The sequence below is a fragment of the Fictibacillus fluitans genome (assembly GCF_030418125.1).
GTDB classification, from domain to species: domain Bacteria; phylum Bacillota; class Bacilli; order Bacillales; family Fictibacillaceae; genus Fictibacillus_C; species Fictibacillus_C fluitans.
Map to the genome: position 1 here is coordinate 111,429 of NZ_JAUHTR010000006.1, position 21,871 is coordinate 133,299.

The 21,871-nt window shown below is 44.3% G+C and carries 33 protein-coding genes and 1 tRNA gene; 7 read left to right on the forward strand and 27 right to left on the reverse strand.

Annotated features, from left to right (window positions below; genetic code table 11):
* Positions 1 to 33 precede the first annotated feature (33 nt).
* From QYB97_RS12745 to QYB97_RS12795, 11 genes are all read right to left on the reverse strand, one after another.
* Positions 34 to 189, reverse strand: a complete 156-nt coding sequence (locus tag QYB97_RS12745; protein ID WP_301166392.1) for a DUF6906 family protein — start codon at positions 187 to 189, stop codon at positions 34 to 36.
* Positions 190 to 366, reverse strand: a complete 177-nt coding sequence (locus QYB97_RS12750; protein ID WP_301166393.1) for a hypothetical protein — start codon at positions 364 to 366, stop codon at positions 190 to 192. It lies immediately after the preceding gene.
* Complete coding sequence (locus QYB97_RS12755) at positions 366 to 1,280, reverse strand: RecT family recombinase (RefSeq protein WP_301166394.1); 915 nt, start codon at positions 1,278 to 1,280, stop codon at positions 366 to 368. Before QYB97_RS12755 ends, QYB97_RS12750 begins: the two co-directional genes overlap by 1 nt.
* A gap of 21 nt (positions 1,281 to 1,301) precedes the next feature.
* Positions 1,302 to 1,745, reverse strand: a complete 444-nt coding sequence (locus QYB97_RS12760) for a hypothetical protein (protein WP_301166395.1) — start codon at positions 1,743 to 1,745, stop codon at positions 1,302 to 1,304.
* Positions 1,742 to 1,936 carry a hypothetical protein gene (locus tag QYB97_RS12765; RefSeq protein WP_301166396.1) on the reverse strand — a complete coding sequence of 65 codons (195 nt, stop codon included), beginning with the start codon at positions 1,934 to 1,936 and terminating at the stop codon, positions 1,742 to 1,744. The genes QYB97_RS12760 and QYB97_RS12765 overlap by 4 nt, the downstream gene beginning before the upstream one ends.
* A complete protein-coding gene (locus tag QYB97_RS12770; protein WP_301166397.1) occupies positions 1,936 to 2,253 on the reverse strand; it encodes a hypothetical protein in 318 nt (105 codons plus the stop codon). Before QYB97_RS12770 ends, QYB97_RS12765 begins: the two co-directional genes overlap by 1 nt.
* Positions 2,246 to 3,787, reverse strand: coding sequence for an AAA family ATPase (locus QYB97_RS12775; RefSeq protein WP_301166398.1), 1,542 nt, complete (start codon positions 3,785 to 3,787; stop codon positions 2,246 to 2,248). The genes QYB97_RS12770 and QYB97_RS12775 overlap by 8 nt, the downstream gene beginning before the upstream one ends.
* Positions 3,788 to 3,901: 114 nt before the next feature.
* Positions 3,902 to 4,108, reverse strand: a complete 207-nt coding sequence (locus tag QYB97_RS12780; RefSeq protein WP_301166399.1) for a hypothetical protein — start codon at positions 4,106 to 4,108, stop codon at positions 3,902 to 3,904.
* Entirely contained in the window at positions 4,065 to 4,445 is a 381-nt protein-coding gene (locus QYB97_RS12785) for a hypothetical protein (RefSeq protein WP_301166400.1), read from the reverse strand. Before QYB97_RS12785 ends, QYB97_RS12780 begins: the two co-directional genes overlap by 44 nt.
* Positions 4,446 to 4,535: 90 nt before the next feature.
* The gene (locus QYB97_RS12790; protein WP_301166401.1) at positions 4,536 to 4,658 is read right to left on the reverse strand and encodes a hypothetical protein; all 123 of its coding nucleotides are present in this window, start codon (positions 4,656 to 4,658) and stop codon (positions 4,536 to 4,538) included.
* Positions 4,655 to 4,900 carry a helix-turn-helix domain-containing protein gene (locus tag QYB97_RS12795; protein WP_301166402.1) on the reverse strand — a complete coding sequence of 82 codons (246 nt, stop codon included), beginning with the start codon at positions 4,898 to 4,900 and terminating at the stop codon, positions 4,655 to 4,657. Before QYB97_RS12795 ends, QYB97_RS12790 begins: the two co-directional genes overlap by 4 nt.
* Before the next feature lie 305 nt (positions 4,901 to 5,205).
* Here QYB97_RS12795 and QYB97_RS12800 point away from each other — a divergent pair, with 305 nt between their 5' ends.
* Entirely contained in the window at positions 5,206 to 5,601 is a 396-nt protein-coding gene (locus tag QYB97_RS12800) for a helix-turn-helix domain-containing protein (RefSeq protein WP_301166403.1), read from the forward strand.
* An 8-nt stretch (positions 5,602 to 5,609) separates the two neighbouring features.
* On the opposite strand, the gene QYB97_RS12805 is transcribed toward QYB97_RS12800, so the two are convergent.
* Positions 5,610 to 5,879, reverse strand: coding sequence for a hypothetical protein (locus QYB97_RS12805; protein ID WP_301166404.1), 270 nt, complete (start codon positions 5,877 to 5,879; stop codon positions 5,610 to 5,612).
* A gap of 298 nt (positions 5,880 to 6,177) precedes the next feature.
* Between QYB97_RS12805 and QYB97_RS12810 the strand changes: the two genes are divergently transcribed.
* A complete protein-coding gene (locus tag QYB97_RS12810) occupies positions 6,178 to 7,608 on the forward strand; it encodes a recombinase family protein (RefSeq protein ID WP_301166405.1) in 1,431 nt (476 codons plus the stop codon).
* Here the strand turns inward: QYB97_RS12810 and QYB97_RS12815 are convergent.
* Entirely contained in the window at positions 7,586 to 8,332 is a 747-nt protein-coding gene (locus QYB97_RS12815; protein WP_301166406.1) for an ATPase, T2SS/T4P/T4SS family, read from the reverse strand. The genes QYB97_RS12810 and QYB97_RS12815 overlap by 23 nt on opposite strands.
* A gap of 123 nt (positions 8,333 to 8,455) precedes the next feature.
* On the opposite strand from QYB97_RS12815, the gene QYB97_RS12820 reads away from it, so the two are divergent.
* Both QYB97_RS12820 and QYB97_RS12825 read left to right on the forward strand, forming a co-directional pair.
* Positions 8,456 to 8,530, forward strand: a tRNA-Gln gene (locus QYB97_RS12820).
* A 131-nt stretch (positions 8,531 to 8,661) separates the two neighbouring features.
* Positions 8,662 to 8,904 carry a DUF2626 domain-containing protein gene (locus QYB97_RS12825; RefSeq protein ID WP_061971029.1) on the forward strand — a complete coding sequence of 81 codons (243 nt, stop codon included), beginning with the start codon at positions 8,662 to 8,664 and terminating at the stop codon, positions 8,902 to 8,904.
* Between the two features lie 44 nt (positions 8,905 to 8,948).
* On the opposite strand, the gene QYB97_RS12830 is transcribed toward QYB97_RS12825, so the two are convergent.
* Entirely contained in the window at positions 8,949 to 10,025 is a 1,077-nt protein-coding gene (locus QYB97_RS12830; protein ID WP_301166407.1) for a class I SAM-dependent methyltransferase, read from the reverse strand.
* A 1-nt stretch (position 10,026) separates the two neighbouring features.
* Positions 10,027 to 10,656, reverse strand: a complete 630-nt coding sequence (locus QYB97_RS12835; RefSeq protein ID WP_301166408.1) for an MBL fold metallo-hydrolase — start codon at positions 10,654 to 10,656, stop codon at positions 10,027 to 10,029.
* Between the two features lie 72 nt (positions 10,657 to 10,728).
* On the opposite strand from QYB97_RS12835, the gene QYB97_RS12840 reads away from it, so the two are divergent.
* Positions 10,729 to 11,211 (forward strand): hypothetical protein, encoded by a 483-nt coding sequence (locus QYB97_RS12840; protein ID WP_301166409.1) that lies wholly within the window; start codon positions 10,729 to 10,731, stop codon positions 11,209 to 11,211.
* 125 nt (positions 11,212 to 11,336) lie between these two features.
* The gene (locus QYB97_RS12845; RefSeq protein WP_061971038.1) at positions 11,337 to 11,519 is read left to right on the forward strand and encodes a DUF2759 domain-containing protein; all 183 of its coding nucleotides are present in this window, start codon (positions 11,337 to 11,339) and stop codon (positions 11,517 to 11,519) included.
* A 52-nt stretch (positions 11,520 to 11,571) separates the two neighbouring features.
* On the opposite strand, the gene QYB97_RS12850 is transcribed toward QYB97_RS12845, so the two are convergent.
* From QYB97_RS12850 to QYB97_RS12870, 5 genes are all read right to left on the reverse strand, one after another.
* Positions 11,572 to 11,877 carry an MTH1187 family thiamine-binding protein gene (locus QYB97_RS12850; protein ID WP_301166410.1) on the reverse strand — a complete coding sequence of 102 codons (306 nt, stop codon included), beginning with the start codon at positions 11,875 to 11,877 and terminating at the stop codon, positions 11,572 to 11,574.
* Positions 11,878 to 11,976: 99 nt separating this feature from the next.
* Positions 11,977 to 13,167, reverse strand: a complete 1,191-nt coding sequence (locus tag QYB97_RS12855) for a M14 family metallopeptidase (protein ID WP_301166411.1) — start codon at positions 13,165 to 13,167, stop codon at positions 11,977 to 11,979.
* A 125-nt stretch (positions 13,168 to 13,292) separates the two neighbouring features.
* The gene (locus QYB97_RS12860; RefSeq protein WP_301166412.1) at positions 13,293 to 14,270 is read right to left on the reverse strand and encodes an ROK family glucokinase; all 978 of its coding nucleotides are present in this window, start codon (positions 14,268 to 14,270) and stop codon (positions 13,293 to 13,295) included.
* Between the two features lie 27 nt (positions 14,271 to 14,297).
* The gene (locus QYB97_RS12865) at positions 14,298 to 14,489 is read right to left on the reverse strand and encodes a YqgQ family protein (protein ID WP_301166413.1); all 192 of its coding nucleotides are present in this window, start codon (positions 14,487 to 14,489) and stop codon (positions 14,298 to 14,300) included.
* A 72-nt stretch (positions 14,490 to 14,561) separates the two neighbouring features.
* On the reverse strand, positions 14,562 to 15,602 hold the full coding sequence (locus tag QYB97_RS12870) for a M42 family metallopeptidase (protein ID WP_301166414.1): 1,041 nt from the start codon (positions 15,600 to 15,602) through the stop codon (positions 14,562 to 14,564).
* A 126-nt stretch (positions 15,603 to 15,728) separates the two neighbouring features.
* Here QYB97_RS12870 and QYB97_RS12875 point away from each other — a divergent pair, with 126 nt between their 5' ends.
* Positions 15,729 to 16,595, forward strand: a complete 867-nt coding sequence (locus QYB97_RS12875; protein WP_301166415.1) for a hypothetical protein — start codon at positions 15,729 to 15,731, stop codon at positions 16,593 to 16,595.
* Here QYB97_RS12875 and QYB97_RS12880 read toward each other — a convergent pair.
* The 7 genes from QYB97_RS12880 to QYB97_RS12910 all read right to left on the reverse strand — a co-directional run bounded on the left by QYB97_RS12880 (position 16,576) and on the right by QYB97_RS12910 (position 21,866).
* A complete protein-coding gene (locus QYB97_RS12880) occupies positions 16,576 to 17,292 on the reverse strand; it encodes an HAD family hydrolase (protein ID WP_301166416.1) in 717 nt (238 codons plus the stop codon). The two genes, QYB97_RS12875 and QYB97_RS12880, sit on opposite strands and share 20 nt — an antisense overlap.
* Positions 17,293 to 17,323: 31 nt before the next feature.
* Positions 17,324 to 17,500 (reverse strand): hypothetical protein, encoded by a 177-nt coding sequence (locus QYB97_RS12885; protein ID WP_164988836.1) that lies wholly within the window; start codon positions 17,498 to 17,500, stop codon positions 17,324 to 17,326.
* 44 nt (positions 17,501 to 17,544) lie between these two features.
* Complete coding sequence (locus QYB97_RS12890) at positions 17,545 to 18,168, reverse strand: molybdenum cofactor guanylyltransferase (RefSeq protein ID WP_301166417.1); 624 nt, start codon at positions 18,166 to 18,168, stop codon at positions 17,545 to 17,547.
* Entirely contained in the window at positions 18,156 to 18,950 is a 795-nt protein-coding gene (locus tag QYB97_RS12895) for a DUF92 domain-containing protein (protein WP_301166418.1), read from the reverse strand. The genes QYB97_RS12890 and QYB97_RS12895 overlap by 13 nt, the downstream gene beginning before the upstream one ends.
* On the reverse strand, positions 18,950 to 19,522 hold the full coding sequence (locus tag QYB97_RS12900; protein ID WP_301166419.1) for a 5-formyltetrahydrofolate cyclo-ligase: 573 nt from the start codon (positions 19,520 to 19,522) through the stop codon (positions 18,950 to 18,952). Before QYB97_RS12900 ends, QYB97_RS12895 begins: the two co-directional genes overlap by 1 nt.
* A gap of 106 nt (positions 19,523 to 19,628) precedes the next feature.
* Positions 19,629 to 19,778 (reverse strand): 50S ribosomal protein L33, encoded by a 150-nt coding sequence (gene rpmG / locus QYB97_RS12905; protein WP_007202187.1) that lies wholly within the window; start codon positions 19,776 to 19,778, stop codon positions 19,629 to 19,631.
* 120 nt (positions 19,779 to 19,898) lie between these two features.
* Entirely contained in the window at positions 19,899 to 21,866 is a 1,968-nt protein-coding gene (locus QYB97_RS12910) for a glycoside hydrolase family 15 protein (RefSeq protein ID WP_301166420.1), read from the reverse strand.
* Positions 21,867 to 21,871: the final 5 nt, after the last annotated feature.

Genomic DNA, 21,871 nt, shown 5'->3' on the forward strand with positions numbered 1-21,871 from the left:
CACCCCGCCTCCTTGCTCAACATTTAATGGTTTTTAAAATGCTGGGATCACTTTTTTGGTGTTGGTATATCTATGGACAAGATGAAGTTCTTCCGGAAGATTCTTGTAGATCAGCCAGTTTTCAGGATCAAGGCCGATCTTTTTAATAACTTTCTTCTGGGCAACTGTAGGTTTTTTGCCGTTCTTCACTTACATCTCATCCCTTCTATAGCAGATCGCTTCTCTTCCCTTTACACCCTTCACGATGTAATGAGGATAGGACGTTTTCATATATTTCTTAATGGCTGCAATGCGTTCTTCCTGGGTGTGTAGGTCCTCCCAGATCCACCTGGGAAGACCTACCTTGTAAGGAACATTACTTTTCATTAATTTTCTTCAAAGTCGATGTCAAGAACGTCATCATTAACAGCGGCTTTTTCAGATTCCTTCTTTGCTAGTTCAATGTATTTCGCTAGGCCAACCACTTCCTGAAGAGAGAGATCCTTTGGTTTCTTGTTGTACTTCTCGGCAATCAAAGACTTTAGGTCATCCTCACCCCAGCCTTTAGTGAGCTTTTTGATGATGCTCCATTGTTCGGCAAGCTGCTCCTCTTCTGTGAGGACCTGTCCACCTTCAACGGCGATGGTGTTTGGTGTGATGTCCTTTCTTTGCCCTGGCTCATATGATGGAGCGGTTTCCGCTTGAACTCCGTCCTCTTCAAATTTCAGGTCAAAAGCACCCTTGAGCGCTCTTCTGGTCATATGCTTCTTGAACATATCGTTGAAGTTATTTGTCCACATGGTTTTCTGCATTCCGATGTTGGATTTTTTGTAATGCTCCACTTCATCGGTTTCCATGATGACGGTGAAAGGCTTTAGACCTTCTCTGTAAGCGATGGCATAACCGCCAACCACTCTCCCCCGCGGGAATCCAAAGGAGTGATCATCAATCACCATAAAGTACCGGCCATCATCTCCTTTTTCCTGATGCATTTTAAACTCATCATTTTCATGAACCAGCTGGACATCATATCCAAGATAGCTCTCATGTTCCTTGGCCTTTCTTACATAGAAATCAATTCCGAATTGAACTGTAAGCTGGCCGCCCCTTACCGCTGGATAAATCTCATTGAGGATCGGGTTGGCTCCTGAGCTTTTGCAGATGGACATGAACAATTTAAACTGTGATTCATTGCAATCTTTTCCGATGGTTTCCCTTACCGTTACAACATCCTGTTCCGTTAGATCACCGTATACCAGGCTTGCAGAGACAGTTGTTAATTGGTTTTGTTGTTTTGTCATTTTGTATTTCCTCCAGTTTTTTTATAGTTTTGTTCCTTCGTTGTCACCGATCATCATTGAGAAGTTTGCGATGTTCGCGCATCGGTTAACAACTTCAGTCCTGTCACCTTCTTTGATTGCAATTGCTAAAGCGGTGTAATTCCTGCTCAATTCCTGACATAAAAACTCAACTTTTTCTTTTTTCCAGCCGGTTTTGTGGTCATTGGCTCTAAGCTGGTTTTCCATCATTTGAGCAAACACCCTGACCTCATAACGCGGACCTGGTGCTGGATCCATTTGCTGAACAAAGTTAGCGATGCAGTCATGAACTTCAAGGATTTCAATGCAGTCCCGATCTTCCCCCATCCGTAAAGCGATATATGAATAATCAGGATGCTGAAAAGTTTCCAAAACCGGATTTTGTTCAAAAGCTTCCCGAGCTGCTTCCACAAAAGCAAGATGATGCTTGCTGATTTGAACGCTCACTTGCGGTTCCTCCTTTTCGATTGCTGCGCCATTTTTTTGCGCTTTTTGCGCCGCTCTTTTTCCTTTGGCGGTAGTTCACTGGACTTTGACTTTGGCACATAAAGTTGTGCGGCCTTTTCCGGTTTGCTTTTGATTAATTGAGACATGAGTGGAACCGAATAAAGCCCTAAAATATTCCTAAGTGATCGCATCAGTTTCCCTCCTTGTTGAGAATATCCTCAATAGATTTTTCAACCATAGCCAGCAGGCAACTGGTAGGAAGGGAAACTTGAATGTCGTTTCCATATGGCCCATAGAAGTAACCGTCAAATTTGTTGTATCTTAGAATTTTTTGGATGAATTGAAGAGCATCTTCCGGTTTCTCTGGATTTACAAAGTTGAACTCCTCATCCAATTGATTCAGCTCATTGGCAAATTCTTTAAACAACTTGTTGAGCTTTTGGCAAAGTTCTGCCGCCTTCTTTTGAGCAATCTTCTTTTCTAAAACTCCACTGAAGTTCTCACTCACTTGGAACCGCCTCCTGTTTTGTGATAGTAAGGTCCTGATCCACAACCCTGGCAACAATCAGCTGTCCTGAAGGTTTTGCAAACCGGATGATGCTCTCAGCGTTATCAACAAAGCATGGTGCAACCAGACCGGATTGCTGGCTCAGGACTTCAATTAATTCCAAGCCCGCTTTGATCTTTTCTGCTGTGCTAAGTTTGCTGAAGGGCTTTCCGTCCATTTCAATCTCAAAAGTGGCTTTAAGATCACCATTCCTCTGCTCTTTGAACAACTGGACTGAGATGGTTGTGAACAGTTCATCCATCTTTTGAACCATCAGTTCAGCCCGCTTTGTTCTGAAGGCTTTGATGGCATCCACAACCTTTTGAGAGGCATTCCGGTCTGTTCGGATGGTTTCTTTGTTCGCCTCAGCTTCAGCAATTTCACCTTTCAACTGATCGATACGGCCAACCGCTTCCACCTTCACTCTCAGGGAATAAATCTGAGTGTCCAGTTCATGAGCCGGGGATTTCTCAGCATGAGGGATCTCCTCAAGCGGTGGTAAAGCTTCAAGTTGTGCTTTAAGCGGCTTCAAGTCTGCCTGATACTTCCTGCCTTTGGCTTTAGCGTTGTCAATTCTAGCTTTCTTGTTTTCTAGTACTTTCTGAATGGACTCCTCATCCAAAGGTTGTCCGCAAGTGGAGCAAGCATCAGCAATCGGCTCTGAATCAATGGCCTCAATATCGCTTTTGACTTGCAGGATGTCTCTCCTGAGCATCTCCCATTGAGACTCCAGCCGCGTCCGCTTGTTGTTTGCTTCCATCTTTTTGAGGCGTTCATCATCCAGGCCATCTCTTTTTTCTTTCAAGCTATTAATCTGCTTTTGCAGATCCTCAACTTTGGCTTCCGGATCAGCAGCATCTAGGAACTTATTCAGCTGCTCTTTTAAGGTCAACACCCGCTCACTGGCCCGATCATATTTCTTGTCATTGGTATTGAACTTTTCGCGATGTACTTTCTCCAGGTCATCCAGCGACATCTTTTTCAATGGTTCCTCTAAAGCCCCAGCATCCGTCTTTCCAAGCTTGGCAAGGATTTCCTTGTTTAATGGCTCACTGACAAACTGGAGCAGCTGCTTGCGCTGATCTTCCCAGTGTTGTGAAGAGAAATAGACTGGATTGAACAGGGAAAGGAAAAGGTTCTTATCAAACAATTCCTCAACGAATTGTGTGTATTTAGTAGCTTTCTCAGGGACTTCATTGATATAGTATTTTGCTTTGCCCTTCTTCAACGTGCGGGCCAGCAGGGTTTGTTTTCCGTCAACCGATAGCAGCATTTCAACTTTAGTTTCTTCAGGCTCTTCTTGATGTATGGGTGTAGGATCCAGTTTGGTTCCCATCATGTCGATTCCGTAAAGCAGATATGTTATGGCCTCCCCGATGGACGTTTTGCCTTCGCCGTTCTTTCCTGCAATGTTGGTCACATCGGAAAAGTTAATGATCAAAGAGTCATGGTTTTTAAAGTTTGAAATAGTGAGCCGGTCAAAAGTAATTTTCAAAAGATTTCCTCCTATTTTTGAATATTTAGGCCAAGCCTGCATATAATAGGGGTAAGTAAACAGAGTCCAATGTTTACCCCTGCAATCGTTCACCCTGCCAGGTGCGCGATTGCTTTACTTTTTTGCTTGAATGAACCAGTACTCCTCAGCCTCAATCTCTGAAGCTTCATGCCCCATGTTTTGCTCTGCCAAGATGTCAAGCGCTCTTTGTTTTTTTGAAGCAGGCACGATGACACAACTGTTTTCCTTAAACTCCAATTCAATCCGCTCCGCGCTATCAAACGCTAACACCCGCTTGCCTCCGCTGCTGATCACTTTCATTGTTTTCACCTCCTTTAAAGCTCAATACTTTAGGGCCATACCTGGCTTGATACTTCAATTTTTCATCATGCACCTTATACGCGATGTTGAAATAAGGAATGGCACTTTTCATCCTGCCGTTTCTCACATAAAGACTGGCGATCTTTCTGAGACACTGAACGATTAACTCCATTTCGCCTCCATCCAGTTGGGCAGTGCCTTTTGAGAAATCAATTTTGTTATAGATCAGGTTCAACCATTCTTTCCTGAAAGGAGAATCTGTCTGTTCGATTTCACTTACAATGGCATTCCTTACTTTGATTGCCTCAACCGGCATCAACTTCAGCTCATGCTTCATTTTGTTTCACCTCCTTTAATGCGCCTTTGATGGTGCAACCCACCAAACCCAACATGACAACTGCAAACATCAATCCAATGGCAACCATATTCATACCGCTTGTCCTCCTTTTTTATTTTCATTAGCTTTCATTTCGGCCAATCTAGGTGCGGACGTTTTAAGCATGAACTTCATGAGCTGCTTCATTGCTTCTGGAGAAGGTTGGTTCTTCATGATGTACTCCTTTTTGTTAACAAACAGTTACCATCATCGATAAAAAAAATGGTGTCAAAATCAATTTCCAGTTCTTCTGTGATTTTCTTTGCTACTTGTGGGCTGGGAAAGGATTTTTCGTTGACAATCTGGTTAACATAAGCACTAGATACGTCAATCTTTTGTGCAAAGCTGCTGTTGGTATAACCGCTTTTAATCAAAAGCTTTTTGAAATCATGGGCATTCTTTAGTTTAATCTTCATTTGCATCACCTCACCTTTTACGGTAATGGTTAAAACCTCCAATGTCTTGGCGCTTGGGATTTTAAAACCTGTCGCTCTCCCTGAATCCTTCAGGTGTCTTGGCGTACTCCGCTCTATCAGAAGCTTTAACCATTACCGTATGCTTGTTAATGGTTGTTTATTACTTGTTTGCTTGTTGTTACCAATGTTATCATCGTTGTTAACAATTGGCAACCATTAATTACACAAAAGTTTAAAATTCTTTTCATTTCTTATTAAAATGTTGTTATAATGACTTTGTTGGCGAATATGGAGGAATTTAATTTATGTCCTACTTTGGGGATTATTTAAGGGAACTAAGAATTAAACGCGGCCTATCTATGAGAGAATTGTCCAGACGCTCAAAGATTTCTCATGCCTATATTTCTCAGATTGAAAATGGAGAAAGAGGCAGACCAAGTCCTGAATCAGTATTGAAACTAGCCCCTCATCTTGATGTTGATGTGACCAAGTTGATGAATGCAGCTGGGTACACCGTTCCACATGAAGAATTTACAGAAGAAGAGCTTGAGTTTTTAAAAGAGCTGGATGATGGAGCGCCCCTGGTTGAATTAATTAAACATAGACCGACTATAGATGGAAAAGATGTCACTATAGGAGAATTAGAATTTGCAGTGAATGTCATTCGTAGTTTACGGCAAACAAAAAAGGATGCTGAATAGGCATCCTTTTACGCGGCTTTCTGTAATTTCTCAGGGATCAGTTCAAAAGGGACAACATGCACCAGGAGCATGATCACTTTTCCGTTTTCCTTAATCGGTGATAAAACATTGATATAAGACTGATCCGAATTGAGAGAGCATTTTACTTTATAGATAACTTCTTCCCCGCTCCAAGCCTTCTGATAATACCCCTGTCGCTCCAGGTACTCAGATTTATGTATTTCCTTCAATGACTTGTTGAGAATATGTTCATGCTTAATTCCTAACTTCGTTTCCAAGTTCCTGGAACCGTTTATGTGAATAAATGATTTCCCCTTTTTTATTGCCAAGGCATGAAGATCAAGATTAGACGATAAGCTCTTCACTAATTTTATCAGCAGTTTTTTCAAATTCACCATCTCCGTTGTGTTTCCTCCATTTTTGCGAACAAATGTTTTCTTATTTTTTTATTGTAATATATTTTAAATTATAAAACTAGACTGACAATCCTCTTTTGTCTAGGTAATTATGACTATATTATCGACAAAACGACCCTGTTATTTGTCGAATTGTCGAAGATTGGAGAGTATTTATAGGATGAAAGTTGTAGTTTACATCAGGGTTTCGACACATGAGCAAGTTGAAGAAGGATATTCCATCCAAGCGCAAAAGACCAGATTACAGGCTTATGCGGTGTCCCAGGGCTGGGAAATCGTTCATTTTTATGTGGATGAAGGCATCAGTGCCAAAGATATGAACCGTCCGGAATTAATGCGGATGCTGCGCGGTGTGAAAGAAAAAGCTTTTGATTGTGTCCTTGTTTACCGATTGGACAGGCTTACCCGATCCGTCATGGATTTGCATGAGCTGATTAATTTGTTTGAAAAACATGATGTGAAGTTTAAATCAGCAACAGAGATTTATGATACAACCACCGCCACCGGCCGCCTGTTCATCACCCTGGTTGCTGCTCTTGCTCAATGGGAAAGGGAGAATCTTGGAGAGCGTGTGAAGTTTGGAATGGAAGAAAAGGCTCGAGAGGGGAAATGGGTGAATAGCATGTCACCCCTGGGATATGACAGGGAAGGTGATCATCTTGTCATTAACACTGGAGAGGCTGCGGTTGTCAAAGAAATATTCAATCAGTACACGACAAACAACCTAGGCATCAGTAAGCTGGCCCGGATGTTAAATGATAGAGGCATCAAGACCAAAACAGGTAATACCTTTTCTCAAGCGCCTTTGAAATATATATTGACCAATCCGATCTATATTGGAACCATGCGTTATAACCACCGCGTCAATAAGAAGAATTATTTTGAAGTGGAGAACGTTGCCCCGCCGATCATTGAACCGGAAGTATTTGAAAAAGCTCAATTAATTCTGGGAAACAGAAGAACCAGTCACCCCAGAAGGGCCACCAGTCCGTTTATCTATTCTGGAGTACTAAAATGCCATCGTTGTGGAAAAAATTTGAATGGGAAGTACAGTATCTCGAGAGGCATTGAATCCTATGCTTATTACTGCCCTTCTAAGAAAGTCGGGAAGTGTGATTTGCCCACCATCTCTCAGAACTTCGTAAATGCCCGATTTAGGGATTTAATGGCTGAGTGGGATATTTCCCCTGACTTGGAAGAAACGTTGTCAGGACCGGCAAATACAAAAGCTCAGGATCAAATGGAGGAGTTAAAGAAGGAATGGAAAGCCATTCAGTCAAGAAAAAAGAAATGGCAATATGCATGGGTAAACGAATTGATGACTGATTCTGACTTCAAAAGTCGGATGGATGAAGACAATGCAAAAGAAAAATTAATCCTTGAAGAGTTGAATGGTTTGGAGCAAATAGAAGCTGGGCCTCAAGTGGATCTTACTGAATACCTTTTAGAGCTGCGGGATAACTGGGATGTGATGAGTCCCCAGGAACAAAAGCAAGTGATCCAGATGATTGTGAAGGAGATCAAAGTGGACAAGGTTACAACTGAAAGAATCCCTTCCTCAATCGAATTTACCAATATTGAGTTTTATTAAAGATGGAGAGTCCTATTGTAATCACCAGATGCCCGGTCATTCCCGCACGGATGACCAGCTTCGCTGTAGCCTCGTCACGGATTTCACCGATCATGATCACATCCGGATCATGCCGAAGCAGTGATTTAAACCCTTCACCGTAAGTAATCCCGGCCTTTTCGTTAACTTCCATCTGTAAAAACAAATCCGTTTTCTTTTCTACCGGATCTTCGAGCGTTAAAATATTTCTGGTCTGCTTGGTTTGGATATACTGAAGAAGAGAATACATAATTGTAGTTTTACCGGAACCTGTTGGCCCGGAAAAGAGGATAAGCCCGCTTGAGCGGTTGAGTAAAGGATAGAGGCCTCTCAAAGAGTGAGGAAAAAGTGCGAGTGTTTCGAAATTAACAGGACCACCCTGAGGAAGCAGCCGGATGACAAGACTTTCATGAAAAGCTGTTGGCAGTGTGGACAGGCGGAGATGTAGCAGCGTTCCGTTCAGTTCAATGTCCATCGAGCCATCCTGTGGCCTGCGTTTTTCACCAATGTCCATTCCGGCTTTGAATTTAAAATGGGAAATAAGGCGCTCAAAAAACACGTATGGTACTTTTTCAATCGGATGCAGCTGACCGTCCATCCGAAGCTGGATCAGCCCATGATCGCGGAGCGGTACAAAATGGATATCGGAGGCATTAGTTCTGGAGGCTAACTGAAGCAGTTCTTCGCTTTTTAATTCAATTGGCAATGAATTATCACCTTCTTTCTTTGGTTTCTGACTTAATTCGACAGTATTTGCGCGTATCCTTTTAAAATATTATCTTTTTTTGTATATTTCGTTCGACACGAGCCATAATAGAAGTAGTGCCGATGGGCTATAGCCAAGTGGTAAGGCAACGGACTTTGACTCCGTCATTCGTTGGTTCGAATCCAGCTAGCCCAGCCAAATTTTGTGAAAGAACACCTACTTTGTGTTCTTTTTTTGTTTTTCCAAATCCAGCTAGATTGGCATTTACAATTGTGTAAAAATTCATATATAATACAAATGAGTTCTTCGGTGAAAAGGGAGGGATACATATGGCAAGAATGTACAAGGTTTTAGGCTTTTGGACTGGGATTATTGCAGTAATGGCCTATCTCGGAGACCTGACTGACATGTCTCTTTTGTTTTTAGGCCAAACCATTTTATTTGTTTCACTGAGCTACCTGAATTTATCTGAGCGTATGTATATTTATATTTTCGGCGCTTATTTAACTGTCTTTTTTGTCGGCTTTACATACTGGACAACATTCATGATGACTCCCGGTGGCGGTCACTAAAAAGAAAAGCGTAATGACTTCTATGAAAAAAAGAAAACGGTTGCTTAACAGCAGCCGTCTTTTTTTTGGATTAATATTTGAAAATACCGGCTGATGCTGTTGTCCATGATCAACGAGCGGATGGCACGGTTTTTTTTATGTTCGGGAGAAAAAGGATCCCTGCTAACGTTTGCAACCAGGTGGTTCAGTATCCCCTTCTCAAGCAAAAACTCCTGCTGGGATTGAAAGCAGGTTGTTGGACAGCCAAAATTTTCTCCTGCTTTCCGGACGCAGTCCCAGTGAACATGGGAGGTCAAATCCATCTCTCCCGGACGGGACAATGGATTTAAAATGAGCTGATGCCGGTAATAGCCCCGCAGACTTCCTTCACGAACCTCCGGCTGCCGCCATTCCTCTCTTATATACCCGTAATCCACAAAAACCACAAATCCCCGTTCAATCCATTCATATAGTTTACTGAGCCAGCTGGCCATCGCCAGTGGAACCTCCATGGTTTGTCCGGGTTCCAGATCTCCCTGATATGTCTCCACCCATTTCCTAAGCTCATCATCCGCATGGACAGCAACTTCCATAAGTTCCCCTGTTTCGTTCAGAGCCACCCGCACTTCTTTCAAAACAGCTGGTGTTTGCCTGACCACATGAACCGGCAGGGCATCAAGCAGCTCATTTCCAAACACTATCCCGTTAAAAGAGGGACATACGGACTGAAACTCCTCCAGGGATGAAAAACGCGACCAGCAAAAACCCTCAAGCTTCATACCGATTTGTTCCGCATGATACGGACTCGATTCGACTACCACATAGTGAAGCGGCGGATAGCCTTTTCTTTTCCATTCGTCAAGGACGCTTTTGGCGAAAGAACCGTCTCCTGCCCCGATTTCACAAAGAACACAGGAAATTCCGAGTTCACTGAACATGGAATAAAAGACATCGGCCCAGACGGCGCCATACACCGCAGAAGTTGTGCTGCTTGTATAAAAATCCCCGTTACGGCCAATCTTTGCTTTATTCATTTGATAATACCCGTGTTCCGGATGATACAGGGCCATTTCCATGAACGCCGCATAAGAAATGGAACCGCCAGGAGCATTTTTTATGCTTTCCCTGATCACGGAGAGCATATTAAAAGCCGCTTAAAAAAGGATTGGAGTCCATTTCGGCACCAATGGATGTTTCCGGGCCGTGGCCGGAAAGAACGAGCGTTTCTTCAGGAAGGTTTAAGAGCTTGTTGTGGATACTTTTCAGTAAAAGCTCGTGGTTGCCGCCATACAGGTCTGTCCTTCCTATGCTTCCTGAAAAAAGCGCGTCTCCCGAGAAAACAACTTCCTCTTCTGCTGCATAATACGATACACTTCCCGGTGAATGTCCCGGCGTTTCCAGTACCTTAAAGGTAAAGCTGCCGATGCTCAACTCACCTTCCTCTCTAATAAGGTGGTCGGCATCCTTTGCGACAATACGCTGCATGAAATGAGCCGAACCGTTTTTGCTCGTGTCTCCGAGCCAATCTTTTTCCTTCTTATGTATGTAAACTGGGATTCCCCATTTCTCACGTACTGCATCCACTGCACCAATATGGTCAAAATGCGCATGTGTCAGCAGAATCGCAAGGGGCTTGACTCCCCTTTTTTCAATCAGGGAAATAATTTTCTTGCCTTCACTTCCCGGATCAAAAATAATTCCTTCTTTTTTTTCATTCCAAAGTACATATGTATTCTCCTGCACAGGGCCGACCGTCAATCGTTCCCAACTCATAGTTATCCCTCCATTGCAATCTGTTTCTCCCTATTTTACACTAAAAATAAAAACGATGTGGAGGAAAGACATGTGACCCTTTGCTATGGAGTTGAAATGAAACCGGACAGCACCAAAAAGCCGGGTGCTCTTGCCCAGGTGGTCCGAAAGACGGCAAGCCTCGTCGCTGTTTCAGACCGGGACGCCGGGATATCCATCGTGGAAACAAAAGAAGAAGCGCTGCGATTAAAAGAGTATTATGAATCACAAAACATATTCGAAGATATTCATCCGCTCATCCGCACGGAAACGTTCCAGCCGACAGCACTTTTTCGTGATTACGGCCTCATTTCCGCGGCACATCGTTATTACCTGTTTACAGATCTCATATTTAGTTTTCACCTTATTAACCCGCAGCCCGGGGAACCGGACCAGTTTTTGTTTCAACTGGAAGAGCATCTGATTGGCACTGAAACAAAAGGCCAGAAAAAAATTTATTATGCTGACCGGGCGGAGCGTGAACTCATCGAAAAATATGCAAGTGCTTACAATGTCTCCATTTCGGTAAATTCGTAAAAAAAGGAGACTGTACAAACGGTTACAAAACAAGTAAAATAGTACAAGGTAGTATCCGTCTGAACTGCTATACATAGGAAATTTAGGAAGAACTTAGATTACTACAGAGTAAGGGGGCATAGTATATGGGATTAGCCATCATTTTTGCTATTGTTACAATTTTAGCTGCTCTAGGTTTACTGCGTTCTTTAAAAATCAAAAATATGTTAGGTTCCGGTTTTGCATTCCTTACATTAGCCGTATTCGGCTGGTTTACCGTTATGACCTTTATTGATGTGTTTACAGGCGGAGGCTCTTCAGGTCACTAAACCAACCAGCAAAAACCCATCGCGCACTCATTGTGCCGATGGGTTTTTGTTTTTATTTCATTTGCGCTCTTACACTCTCAAGTTTCGACTGCATCGTAGATGGCTTGTCCCTGCGGTCATCTATACGAATGTTGGTTGCCACACGCTGAATCCCCTGGGCAAAAGGTGCCTCATGCATATCTTTGATGACTTGAAGCAGCACATCGAGCTCTCCTTCAACAATGGTGTTCATCGGCGTAAGCTCATAGTTGATTCGATCTCCATAGCTTTCGAGTATCCGCTGAATTCCCGCCACATACTTGCTGACACTGGGAGTCTCTGTTCCAATCGGAATCACCGTTATATCAATAATCGCCATTATACTACCTCCATCATATGAATTCTCTATTAGTTTAACATGCATTATATCAAATCAAAAAGGCAGCAACCCGGAGACTTTTTTCCGGGTTGCTGCTTTTTACATATAAAGACCCGCAAGAAAAATGCCTAGTGTATCTTCATAGATTTCATCAAATTGCGAAAGCGGCAGAGGATTTACACCGTACCCAAGTTCAATTGTAAAGCCAGGACGGCGAAATTCCTGGATGAACCAGTCTTTGTACCCCGCATAGCTGTCAACATACCGTACGGCTTTGTAGCCGCTCACTCTTTCAAACTCCCGGGCTATTTCTTCCGCTTCAGGCGGTTCTTCCTTTTCAAACCCCCAGTAAAACTCCTTCCCCTGGGTGTGGAGGGCAATCACACGGTCAAAGTCTTCGGTGAAGGCGAGCTCTGCCATCGCCTCGGCTTCAGGTTCTGAAAGCGGATAGTCTCCGGGATAATCCCGTGGAGCGGCTTCCGGAGGCTTCCGTACTTTTTCCTTTTCCCAGCGGGCAGGCAGCTGATTGTTCAGGTCTACTCCCCGGATGTTGGCTTTCCAGTCTTTAAAGTCCGGTGACTGCTTATTTAGCGCCTTTACGAAACTGTGATAAGGCTCCTGCACTGGCGGACCGTGCAGGACAAGGTCCACACCGTCCGGATCCACCATGGGGACCGCAGACAGCGTCGACTGTTCGTAGAGGGTAAGCATATTGATTCCGCGAATCGGGATATTGTTGGTCAAAGCGATCAGGTAATCATTCAAAAATGTCATTAATATCCCCGTAGTGATCCATTCATTCGCATGAAAGGAAGCATTAACATGCACCTTTTTCGTTCCTCTTCCCCACTTCAGCTGAACAAGTTCCTTTTTCAGCACAGAGTGCCCAATGATATCACTCTGTATAAAAGGATACAGTTCACATAACCTCCAAAGATCCTTTTGAAGCGTTGTATAGTCATAAGGGACTCCAAAAGACACCACTCTTCCTGCTGCGCGCTTCGGCACAAAGAGCCTTGACCCTACTGTAAGTGGCTGTGTGCCTAAGAGCGGATTCAACAGGTATATGGCATCAGGGTGGATACGGCAGGTTTGCGCGATGGTATACACTGTATCTCCCCGTTTGATAGTCACGTTTTCTGTAAAATATCCGGGCAGCCGTACAAAAGATCCGGGCTGCAGCGCCTGGGGGTTAAGTTTGGGATTGGAATCAAGCAGCAGCTGCAAGGGGAGATCGAATAATTCGCTGTAATAGGAGAATGTATCTCCTTTTCTTACCGTTAACTTCATATGCTCCTCCTCCTGAATTTTGCCTCTACCTTTCATTTTATTCTCTCGACCACAGGGATATGAAAATAAAGAAACCATGCTTAAAGCATAAGCATGGTTTCATCGTTTTTTTTAACGTTATGAGATTACATTATTGTTTCTTCATGAAGCGTCTTGGCCATCCAGGCCCCGCCATACACACCGGCATCATTGCCCAGAGAAGCTATTGCAAACTCCGCGCCTTCTTTTACGCGGGGCAGGGCAAATTTTTCGAAGTTTCGTTTGACTGGCTCGAGGATTTTATCCCCTGCTTTTGATACTCCGCCGCCAAGTACAATTTTCCCGGGATTGATGGTACAACCCAGGTTGGCTAGCATGAAGCCCAGATGGTACCCAACGACCTCAAGCACAGAAAGAGCAAGCTCATCTTTTTTATCTGCAGCATCAAAAACATCCTTTGAAGTGATGCCGCCTTCTTTTTCCTCTTCTTTGTGCAGAAGCGAATCTGGATAATCCTTCAGCCCTTCTCTTGCCAAGCGGCAGATGCCTGTTGCAGATGCAACGGTTTCAATACATCCTGTCTTTCCGCAATTGCAGGGAGCACCACCTTCAGGAATCGCTGTAATGTGGCCGATTTCCCCTCCCATGCCATTTGTGCCGTGAACGATTTTTCCGTTGGAAACGATTCCGCCGCCGACTCCCGTTCCGAGCGTAACACAGAGAAGATCCTTCGCACCATCTCCGGCTCCTCTCCACATTTCGCCTACAGCCGCCAGGTTGGCGTCATTGTCCACCACCACAGGAAGACCGGTTTCCATTTCAAGACGTTCTTTTAACGGGAAGTTGACCCAGCCAATATTCACCGCGTGGTAAATGAATCCTCTGGAAAGATCAATAAACCCAGGGGCTCCCATTCCAATGCCATGAAGTTTTGATTTATTTTTGCCAAGCTCGTCCAGTACCGTATCAATGCTCTTGGCGATGTCCTTTGTGATGTTCTTTCCTTTATCCGAAATATCGGTTGGAATCTCCCATTTCTTAATCAAGTCGCCGTAATCACTGATAAATGCCATCTTGATTGTTGTTCCGCCCAAATCTACGCCTACATACCATTTCTCATCCATTGCTGTCACCCTTTATATGAATTTTAACTAGCTGTATTTTTGCATGTTTGACTTGATCACAAGTAGCGCCATTTTAAAGTCCTGCGGATTAATCATCCCGGATTCATACAGTGATCTTATTTCTTCCTCCATCATTTCCAGGTCTGCGAGACGGTGGCCTGTATAGATGAAGATGCCAAACCTTTTTAATAGCTGCTGTACCTCATATAGCGTTTTCATTTTATCACCCTGCTTATTATAGCAGAGACTGACGAAAAAAACCGCTGAAAAGACAGCGGTTTCTTTCGCTTTTTATGCCAGTTCGGATTGAACATAATGAAGAAGCAGATTTGCAGTATGGCGAAGCGAACTCACATGGGTCCGCTCATAAGCATGAGATTCGGCAATTCCTGCCCCGACAAGTCCGTGCTTGATATCAAAACCCGCACGAATCGCGGCGGAAGCATCGGAACCGTAAAAGGGATAGATGTCCACGCGGTAGTCGACACTGTGCTCCTGTGCAAGTCTCACCAAATGCTTGCGAAGTTCATAATGGTAAGGACCGCTTGAATCTTTTGCACAAATGGAAACACTGTACTCGTCGGTCGATTGTCCGTCTCCAATGGCGCCCATATCTACCGCAATGTACTCCACCGTCTCATCCGTGATGTTGGAATTTCCTCCATACCCTATCTCTTCATTATTGGAGATTAGAAAATTAACGGTGTAAGGCAGTTCGATATTATTGTCCTTGACCAGCTTGATCAGGTGCATGAGAATCCCCACACTTGCTTTGTCATCAAGGTGCCTGGATTTAATAAAGCCGCTCTCCGTGAGTTCCACGCGCGGTTCGAAGGAAACAAAATCACCAACAGAAATGCCGAGCTTCTCTGTTTCTTCTTTTGTTTTTACGACTTCATCAATCCGTACTTCTATATTATCTTCATCGCGCTTTGCTTCGCCGGCGTCTTTATATACATGTACAGATGTCTGATGCATCAGGATGGTTCCTGTATACGTTTTTCCATCTGCGGTATGAATTTTGCAGTACTCGCCTTCCACTGCATTCCAGCGGAAACCGCCGATCATTGTCAGCTTCAGACGGCCGCTCCCTTTGATTTCCTTCACCATCGCTCCAAGTGTATCGACGTGAGCCGTAAGCAGACGATGCTTGCTGTCATCTTTTCCTTTCAGTGTGGCAATCAGTCCCCCTTTACGGTTCAGGTAAAACGGCACATTTTCTTTTTTGAGAAAATCACCCACATAAGAAATCGCATCCCCGGTATAGCCTGAAGGGCTGGGAATGCTGACCAGATCCTTAATGTTCTGTACAATTTCTTGTTCATTAATCATAAATTGCCTCTCTCCTATCTGATTCTTCTTTAACGATTTCTTTTCTTTCCGCTCATTTCCTTCTTCTTTCTTTAACGTCTGCTGCATACACATGGAACAACAGTCTGTCCAGCGGGGTGGTATTCGATGAAAATGAGAAATTGGCTAGGTATTGTTCTTCCTGCATTTTTTGCAATCCTCTTTTTTATGTATCATTTTGGCAAGGAACCTGTAAAAGAAAGCATTATTTTTTTCCCGATCGATCATCAGGTCTATTTTACAAAGGCGGACACCAGCGTTCGGTTGAGCGGTTCCACCCCTGAAAACTATACCCTTCAGTGGAATGCTGCTTCCGAAACCAATCAGCCTGTCTACCTTCGACAGGATATTTCCCTCTTATATGGAAACGGAGTTCTGGCAAGTACCATGAATAAATGGAAACAGGATACCAAAGTCATTGAGGAATCCAAAAAGGTCCCCGGGCGCAATGAACGCTTGTCCCAGAGCGTCAGCTTTCATTATGCCGAAATCCATAAAAATGAAAACACTTACCGAAGTGCCCAGGACATGAGCGGACAAAGTATGTACATCTACCAAAAGGGAGCTTCCTTCGCGGGTTTCCAAAAGCCGCAAACACAGGCTGAGCGGACAGCAAAAACAAAGCTGGATGTAAAGACCTTCTCTTATCTGCAAAAAGCGTGGGCCGGTGCAAAACAATTTTACAATGTAACCGGTGCAAATTACTACTCCGTTGCTCTGACAGAGCTGCCTCAATACCAAAAAAAGCCTCTTCCCGGCTATATGCAGGACCAAACCAATAAGGTGATCGGAAACCTGTGGGAAGGGCTTTACAAGAATTACTTTCTGGGAGTGACGAAAAGCAACGGCCAAAAGGCCAGCCCCATCGGCAGCAGTATGCCTTTACTTATGTTCAGCAAAGACAAAACCCATCTGATGGTGCTGTTTAAACTGAAGGACGGGGAATTCATCCAGCTTATTCAATATACGAGATAAGCATTTCACGCAACTGAAAAATGGAGGAGGCTATTTGTCCGTTTCGGCCATTTTTACTTTTAGGTGTAACCCAAATGGCCTCCCAGCCTGCTTTTTGGGCAGGCTGGATATCAAGCTCCCAAGTGTCGCCCACGTATAAAGGATAGTTGCAGCCGGACTCCCTTTGAACCAAAGAAAAAATCTGCGGATTCGGTTTTTTTAATGACATTGTGCCCGAAATAAAAATACAGTTGGAAGGAATCCACTGCTCTAAAGATAAGGATGTTATTTTTTTCTTCTGAAGCTCCTCTTCCCCGTTGGTAATAATTCCTGTCAGGATCTGATGGTCCTTCAGCACTTCAAGCAGTCCGTCCATTCCGTTAAAGAGTACACAAAAGGAAGGAATAAATTGGCGAAGAAGGTGTTCAAAAGAGCGCGCATCAAGAGAAGCGAATTGCAAACCGCTCTCCTTTAATGATTCCAATAACCTCTTTTTCTGATATTCGGACCTGGACAGACGCCCGCTTTCATACTCACCCCAGTGGCGGTCACAGCAGGATTTAAAGCGCCGGAACCATTGTTCCGCGCTTGCTGCCTCTCCAGTGATGTCTCCTTTGTTCCACAGTTCTGCAAAGCTTTGAATGGCAGCAAGCCGGAATACCCGTTCATAATCATACAGCGTATTATCCAAATCAAAAAAGACAGCATCCACTTTCATCGGTATAAAAGAAGAGGCGCAAAGGAGCGCCTCAAAACATTTCCTTCATAAATTTATCACGGACACCAGGAAACGACATCATTTTGCCAACCGCCACACGGCGGATCAGCGGCACTCCGAGAATAACATTCAACAGACGGTATCTATATTGATATCCGATCAAAACTAACGCAACAAAAAGGACAAGCTTGATAAAAAATCTAGTCACAGTACATTCCTCCTTGTCCTTACTTTTTGCATTGAAACCTCAATTTATTCGAAACTCGCGGATTCAATATAGTGTTTGTACTCCTCATCGGTGTTGATGTTGACAAACACCTCTTGGGAAATATCAAATTCCTCCGCGTCTGCAAAAGTGGTATTCACGGACTGCAGCAAACCGTACATGCTTCGCTTTTCCTCCAAAAGCAGACGGATAATATGGTCCTTGCAGCTTCTATGATAGATGGCCGCAAGCGGCTGATTTCGGCCGGCAGCTACAGGAACAACTGCCTGGGTTCCCGGTTTCTGCTCCGCAATGGAGAACAGTTGCTCAAAAACAAGAGGCATAACAAACGGCATATCACAGGTTACGATGGCAAACCACTCCGATTCCTTTCGATTTGTCATTCCCGAAAGTATTCCCGACAGAGGCCCTTGTCCCTGATACTCGGGAAGGTCGAATATTACCTCTGCATCCGCGTTCTTCATGCGCTCAGCAATGTCTGTCCGTGAAACAAGGACAACATCATCCGTGAGTTGTTTCATACAGCCAACCGCATGTTCATAAAAATACCTATTTTTATACCTTGCGAACGCTTTATGAAATGGAAAACGAGACGATCCGCCCCCTGCCAGCACAATGCCTGTTCTGCCATTCTTCCTTATAGGATCCATAAGATCACCACCCCTGCCGCTAGACCTGCGAGCGTGCTCGAAATGAAATTAACCGTGTTATTATTAACCGAAGACCAGCCCTTTATTTTTTCAGTCAGAACCCCGCAATGGGTATGTTCTTCAACTTCCGCTCCGCAAATTCGACAGCGAAAACCAAGCTGAACCGTACCCCCGATTATAGTATCGAGAACATTACCGAGAAATCCCGCCAAAAAAATAAACAGCAAAACAGGAAATATCCATTTCCCGTCAAAAAACATCAGCGCGCCTGTTGCACTGATCAAAAGGGATCCCAAAGCTGCTGCTGCAAGCCCAAGCGGTGAAACAGCTCCGGATATCCCCCGCTCCACCCGGGTTCTGCGCAAAAGATGATACGGCTCTCCTTTTGAAAGAACACCGATTTCTGAAGCCCATGTATCAGCCGACGCTTCAGCAAGACTGCCAATAAACAGGGCCAGCCAGAAGGGATGCGGAAAAAGAAGATATCCTCCCCCTGCAATAAAGGCAGCACCGCCATTGGCAAAGACCTGCCCTGCATTTCTTCCCGTTGATTCAACAGATAATGTACGCAGTTTTTTCTTTTTTTCTTTTCCCCACTTGCTTAACAGGGAGGAGCTGATAAAGAACAACAGCAGCAAACCCAATCCCCGGTATCCAAAAGCAGCGGTGATTACCACGCCTAGCCCCCAGCTTGAGAACGCACCGTCCAGTGTGAGCATCCGAAGCCTGAAAGCCATGAAGACAAACAGGGCAAGAACCGCCATAAAAAGGGCAAAAGCCATCATCTGCTCCCTTTCTTAATGCCCTTATCCGTAATAACGTACTCCACTGGAACGTCAAAGGGTTCTACAGGGATATGGTTGATATACTGAAAATCAAAGGCAAGGGAAACGGTTGTGCCATGAAAACCAGCCAGATACTTGTCATAGAATCCTCCGCCAAAACCAATTCGGTATCCTTCCGGGTTGAAAATTAATCCCGGAACTATCATGAGATCCATTTGATCCGGCGGTGTGAGTTCAGTCATGCCGATGATCGGCTCATAAAGATCCATATACACATTTTCAAGTTCCTGAAACGATGTAATCCGGTGAAAATCCATCAGTCGTTCTCCGACTGTGCTGCATTTAGGCACACTCACCTTTTTTTCATCATCCCATGCCTTTTGTATGATCTCTTTCGTATCCACTTCAAACCCTCTGGAGACCGTAATTCCGATATGCTTTGCGTTCTTCCATACCGGCAGACTGAACAGGTGTTTTGAAATTTCATTGCTTTTTCTTTTATGTATGTCAGGTTCGAGTGAAAGAAGTTGATTCTTCATCATTTTACGCAATCCTTTTTTTGTTTTCATGCTGCAGCTCCTCTTTTGTGTGATTAACTATCTCTTATTTTAGCAGGGACCGCGCCATGAAAAAAGCCGCCAGTCTTCCATCAGGAAAGTGGCGGCTTTTCATACATTACTTCGTTTCACGGTGCAATGTGTATTTTTTTAGTCGTGGGCTGTATTTTTTAAGCTCCAGACGCTCTGGGTTATTACGCTTGTTTTTCTTAGTGATGTAGTTGCGATCACCAGTTTCAGTGCAAGCAAGAGTGATGTTTACACGCATGTATTTTCCCTCCAAACCTTAACCATTACAAAAAATGGTGTACTGCTTTGATTGATTTGTTTCCAAATTAATTCATACTTTAATATAATAGCAGACACATTCACTTTCAGCAAGTGGTATTTATTGAAGACGTTCATAAGCTTTAATGTAGTCCACAACCACATCAGCAAATGTAGCGTGCGACCAGGTCAGCGGAGCTACAGAGAGCGGATCACCGGTAAATGGATGCAGTTGCTCAGGAAGGACCCCGCTCGTAAACGCATGATTCGCCACCCAATCAAGGTAATGCTTATGTTCCTGCAATTCGGATAAGCTCTTTGCGGTATAGATTTTCCACTTTGCCAGCCAAAGTGTGCAAATGATCCATGGATTTCCGGGAACTCTCTCTACCTCGTGAGTCTGCTGGAAATAATAATCGTTAAAATAGCGGGCAACACCGCCAACATCTGTTTTGATATACAGCTCACGCTCAATCGCTTCCATGGTCGAGCAAATGCGCGGGTCGTCCGGGGAAAATACGCCAAAGGCAAACAATCCGTAAATGCTGCTTTCGATCGTGAAATCCTTCTTAACTTCCCGCGTTTCTTCATCAAGATAGATTCCGCGCAGGAACCGGCCCGCATCTTCATCGTACAGATGGGTTTCAATGCCCTTCTTTACCCGCTCAGCGCCGGTTTTATAGCGGGCTGCCCGGTCATCCTCTCCAAACAAAAGGGCAAAATTGTGGGCAGCCATCAGGCCACCGTAAACACCGGCACATGTAAACGAAAAAATCCCTCTTCTTTCTTCCCAAAGATCATAGGACGGGCTTGGCAAATCCAGCTCATCATCCATGAACCCAAGCAAAAATCGTGCTCCCGGCCTGACAAGCGACCGGTACAGAGACTGTGCAAATTCGATGTCACCGGTCTCTTGGTAATGCTCCCAGAATGCCCATAACACGAGTGCAGTTTCATCTTCCTGGATGGGAAGCTGCTCTTTGCCATTCTTTCCGACATTCGGATGCCAGCTGGAACCAATGGATCCGTCTGGATTGTATTTATGGTGCAAATAGCCTTCCTTCGTCAGAACATCAGAGCATCTTCTGTAAAAGTTTTTCACCATTCCCTGATATCCGGATTTGGCGATCGCTGCCGCAACCAGCGCCCCGTCCCTTGGCCACATATAACTGTAATGGTCCCGGTTGTACTGCTGGATGTCAGAGTCATTCGCTGCCATGATATAGCCGTTTTCATTCGTCTGTGTCCTTACTACAAGCAGGCTTCGTTTATAAAGAGAAAGAATTTCATCGCTTAAATCGGTTTGGGGCAAATGGGATTTGTTTGCCCATCTTCGCCAGTAGATCAGAATTTTATCAATGGTTAAAGAAGGACCGATTTCCTGGACATAGTCATTCAGCGAATCCACTTCTTCACGGTTGCGGCCGATGGTCATCCAGTAAAAGGCTTCAACCGTTTGCTCCCCGCCTACTGTATGCTCCACTGCAAAGGTACTGTCGACAGAACCCTGTGCAATAGGATTGATATGCAGTGATCCGTCTTCCGCATCCTTCCATGTGCCTTCTGCACTTTGAAACCGTTTAATACCTGTTGTATACTGCGAAATGCTGTTGTTGACAAAAAGCGCATTAAACAAAAAATACCGGTTCTTTTTATAGTGGACAATCGATTTTGAATCAGGGGCAAAATAGGCCGTGTCCCCGACTTCTGTTTCATAAATATTAAGATCCTGGTGAAAAAACAGCCGGATCTTTTTTTCATGCGGGGTGGTATTCGTTACTTTAATTCTTCGGATAAAGATGTTTTCACGCTGATGAACTCCGTCCTCAAAAACGAGGCGGAGGCCCATCTGCTTGTTTTCTGCTGTACAGCAGGTCACAAGAGAATCTTTATGATAATCATTGTGAATCGACCATGATTCAGAGGAAAGCCAGGAGAATTGGCCGTCTGACCAAATCCCCACTCTGTTGGCATGTCCTTGTACGTGATTTTGTTGTCCGACAAATGGGTAGTAGATATCTCTGATCTGAAGGTGCCGATCGATATTAACGAGAATCTTGCCGTTTCCGGCCACAAGCTCCCTTGGCATAGGGG

Excerpts from the sequence above, each read along its gene's own strand:
- QYB97_RS12850 (WP_301166410.1), bottom strand. The coding sequence starts at position 11,877 with ATGGCGATTATTGATATAACGGTGATTCCGATTGGAACAGAGACTCCC.
- QYB97_RS12895 (WP_301166418.1), bottom strand. The coding sequence starts at position 18,950 with ATGGCTTTTGCCCTTTTTATGGCGGTTCTTGCCCTGTTTGTCTTCATG.
- QYB97_RS12800 (WP_301166403.1), top strand. The coding sequence starts at position 5,206 with ATGTCCTACTTTGGGGATTATTTAAGGGAACTAAGAATTAAACGCGGC.
- QYB97_RS12765 (WP_301166396.1), bottom strand. The coding sequence starts at position 1,936 with ATGCGATCACTTAGGAATATTTTAGGGCTTTATTCGGTTCCACTCATG.
- QYB97_RS12810 (WP_301166405.1), top strand. The coding sequence starts at position 6,178 with ATGAAAGTTGTAGTTTACATCAGGGTTTCGACACATGAGCAAGTTGAA.
- QYB97_RS12750 (WP_301166393.1), bottom strand. The coding sequence starts at position 366 with ATGAAAAGTAATGTTCCTTACAAGGTAGGTCTTCCCAGGTGGATCTGG.
- QYB97_RS12790 (WP_301166401.1), bottom strand. The coding sequence starts at position 4,658 with ATGAAGAACCAACCTTCTCCAGAAGCAATGAAGCAGCTCATGAAGTTC.
- QYB97_RS12880 (WP_301166416.1), bottom strand. The coding sequence starts at position 17,292 with ATGAAAGTGGATGCTGTCTTTTTTGATTTGGATAATACGCTGTATGAT.
- QYB97_RS12865 (WP_301166413.1), bottom strand. The coding sequence starts at position 14,489 with ATGAAAACGCTATATGAGGTACAGCAGCTATTAAAAAGGTTTGGCATC.
- QYB97_RS12855 (WP_301166411.1), bottom strand. The coding sequence starts at position 13,167 with ATGAAGTTAACGGTAAGAAAAGGAGATACATTCTCCTATTACAGCGAA.
- rpmG (WP_007202187.1), bottom strand. The coding sequence starts at position 19,778 with ATGCGTGTAAACATCACTCTTGCTTGCACTGAAACTGGTGATCGCAAC.
- QYB97_RS12870 (WP_301166414.1), bottom strand. The coding sequence starts at position 15,602 with ATGATTAATGAACAAGAAATTGTACAGAACATTAAGGATCTGGTCAGC.
- QYB97_RS12890 (WP_301166417.1), bottom strand. The coding sequence starts at position 18,168 with ATGGATCCTATAAGGAAGAATGGCAGAACAGGCATTGTGCTGGCAGGG.
- QYB97_RS12875 (WP_301166415.1), top strand. The coding sequence starts at position 15,729 with ATGAAAATGAGAAATTGGCTAGGTATTGTTCTTCCTGCATTTTTTGCA.
- QYB97_RS12780 (WP_301166399.1), bottom strand. The coding sequence starts at position 4,108 with ATGAAAGTGATCAGCAGCGGAGGCAAGCGGGTGTTAGCGTTTGATAGC.
- QYB97_RS12835 (WP_301166408.1), bottom strand. The coding sequence starts at position 10,656 with ATGAGTTGGGAACGATTGACGGTCGGCCCTGTGCAGGAGAATACATAT.
- QYB97_RS12910 (WP_301166420.1), bottom strand. The coding sequence starts at position 21,866 with ATGCCAAGGGAGCTTGTGGCCGGAAACGGCAAGATTCTCGTTAATATC.
- QYB97_RS12900 (WP_301166419.1), bottom strand. The coding sequence starts at position 19,522 with ATGAAAACAAAAAAAGGATTGCGTAAAATGATGAAGAATCAACTTCTT.
- QYB97_RS12785 (WP_301166400.1), bottom strand. The coding sequence starts at position 4,445 with ATGAAGCATGAGCTGAAGTTGATGCCGGTTGAGGCAATCAAAGTAAGG.
- QYB97_RS12845 (WP_061971038.1), top strand. The coding sequence starts at position 11,337 with ATGGGATTAGCCATCATTTTTGCTATTGTTACAATTTTAGCTGCTCTA.
- QYB97_RS12860 (WP_301166412.1), bottom strand. The coding sequence starts at position 14,270 with ATGGATGAGAAATGGTATGTAGGCGTAGATTTGGGCGGAACAACAATC.
- QYB97_RS12830 (WP_301166407.1), bottom strand. The coding sequence starts at position 10,025 with ATGCTCTCCGTGATCAGGGAAAGCATAAAAAATGCTCCTGGCGGTTCC.
- QYB97_RS12795 (WP_301166402.1), bottom strand. The coding sequence starts at position 4,900 with ATGAAGATTAAACTAAAGAATGCCCATGATTTCAAAAAGCTTTTGATT.
- QYB97_RS12755 (WP_301166394.1), bottom strand. The coding sequence starts at position 1,280 with ATGACAAAACAACAAAACCAATTAACAACTGTCTCTGCAAGCCTGGTA.
- QYB97_RS12825 (WP_061971029.1), top strand. The coding sequence starts at position 8,662 with ATGGCAAGAATGTACAAGGTTTTAGGCTTTTGGACTGGGATTATTGCA.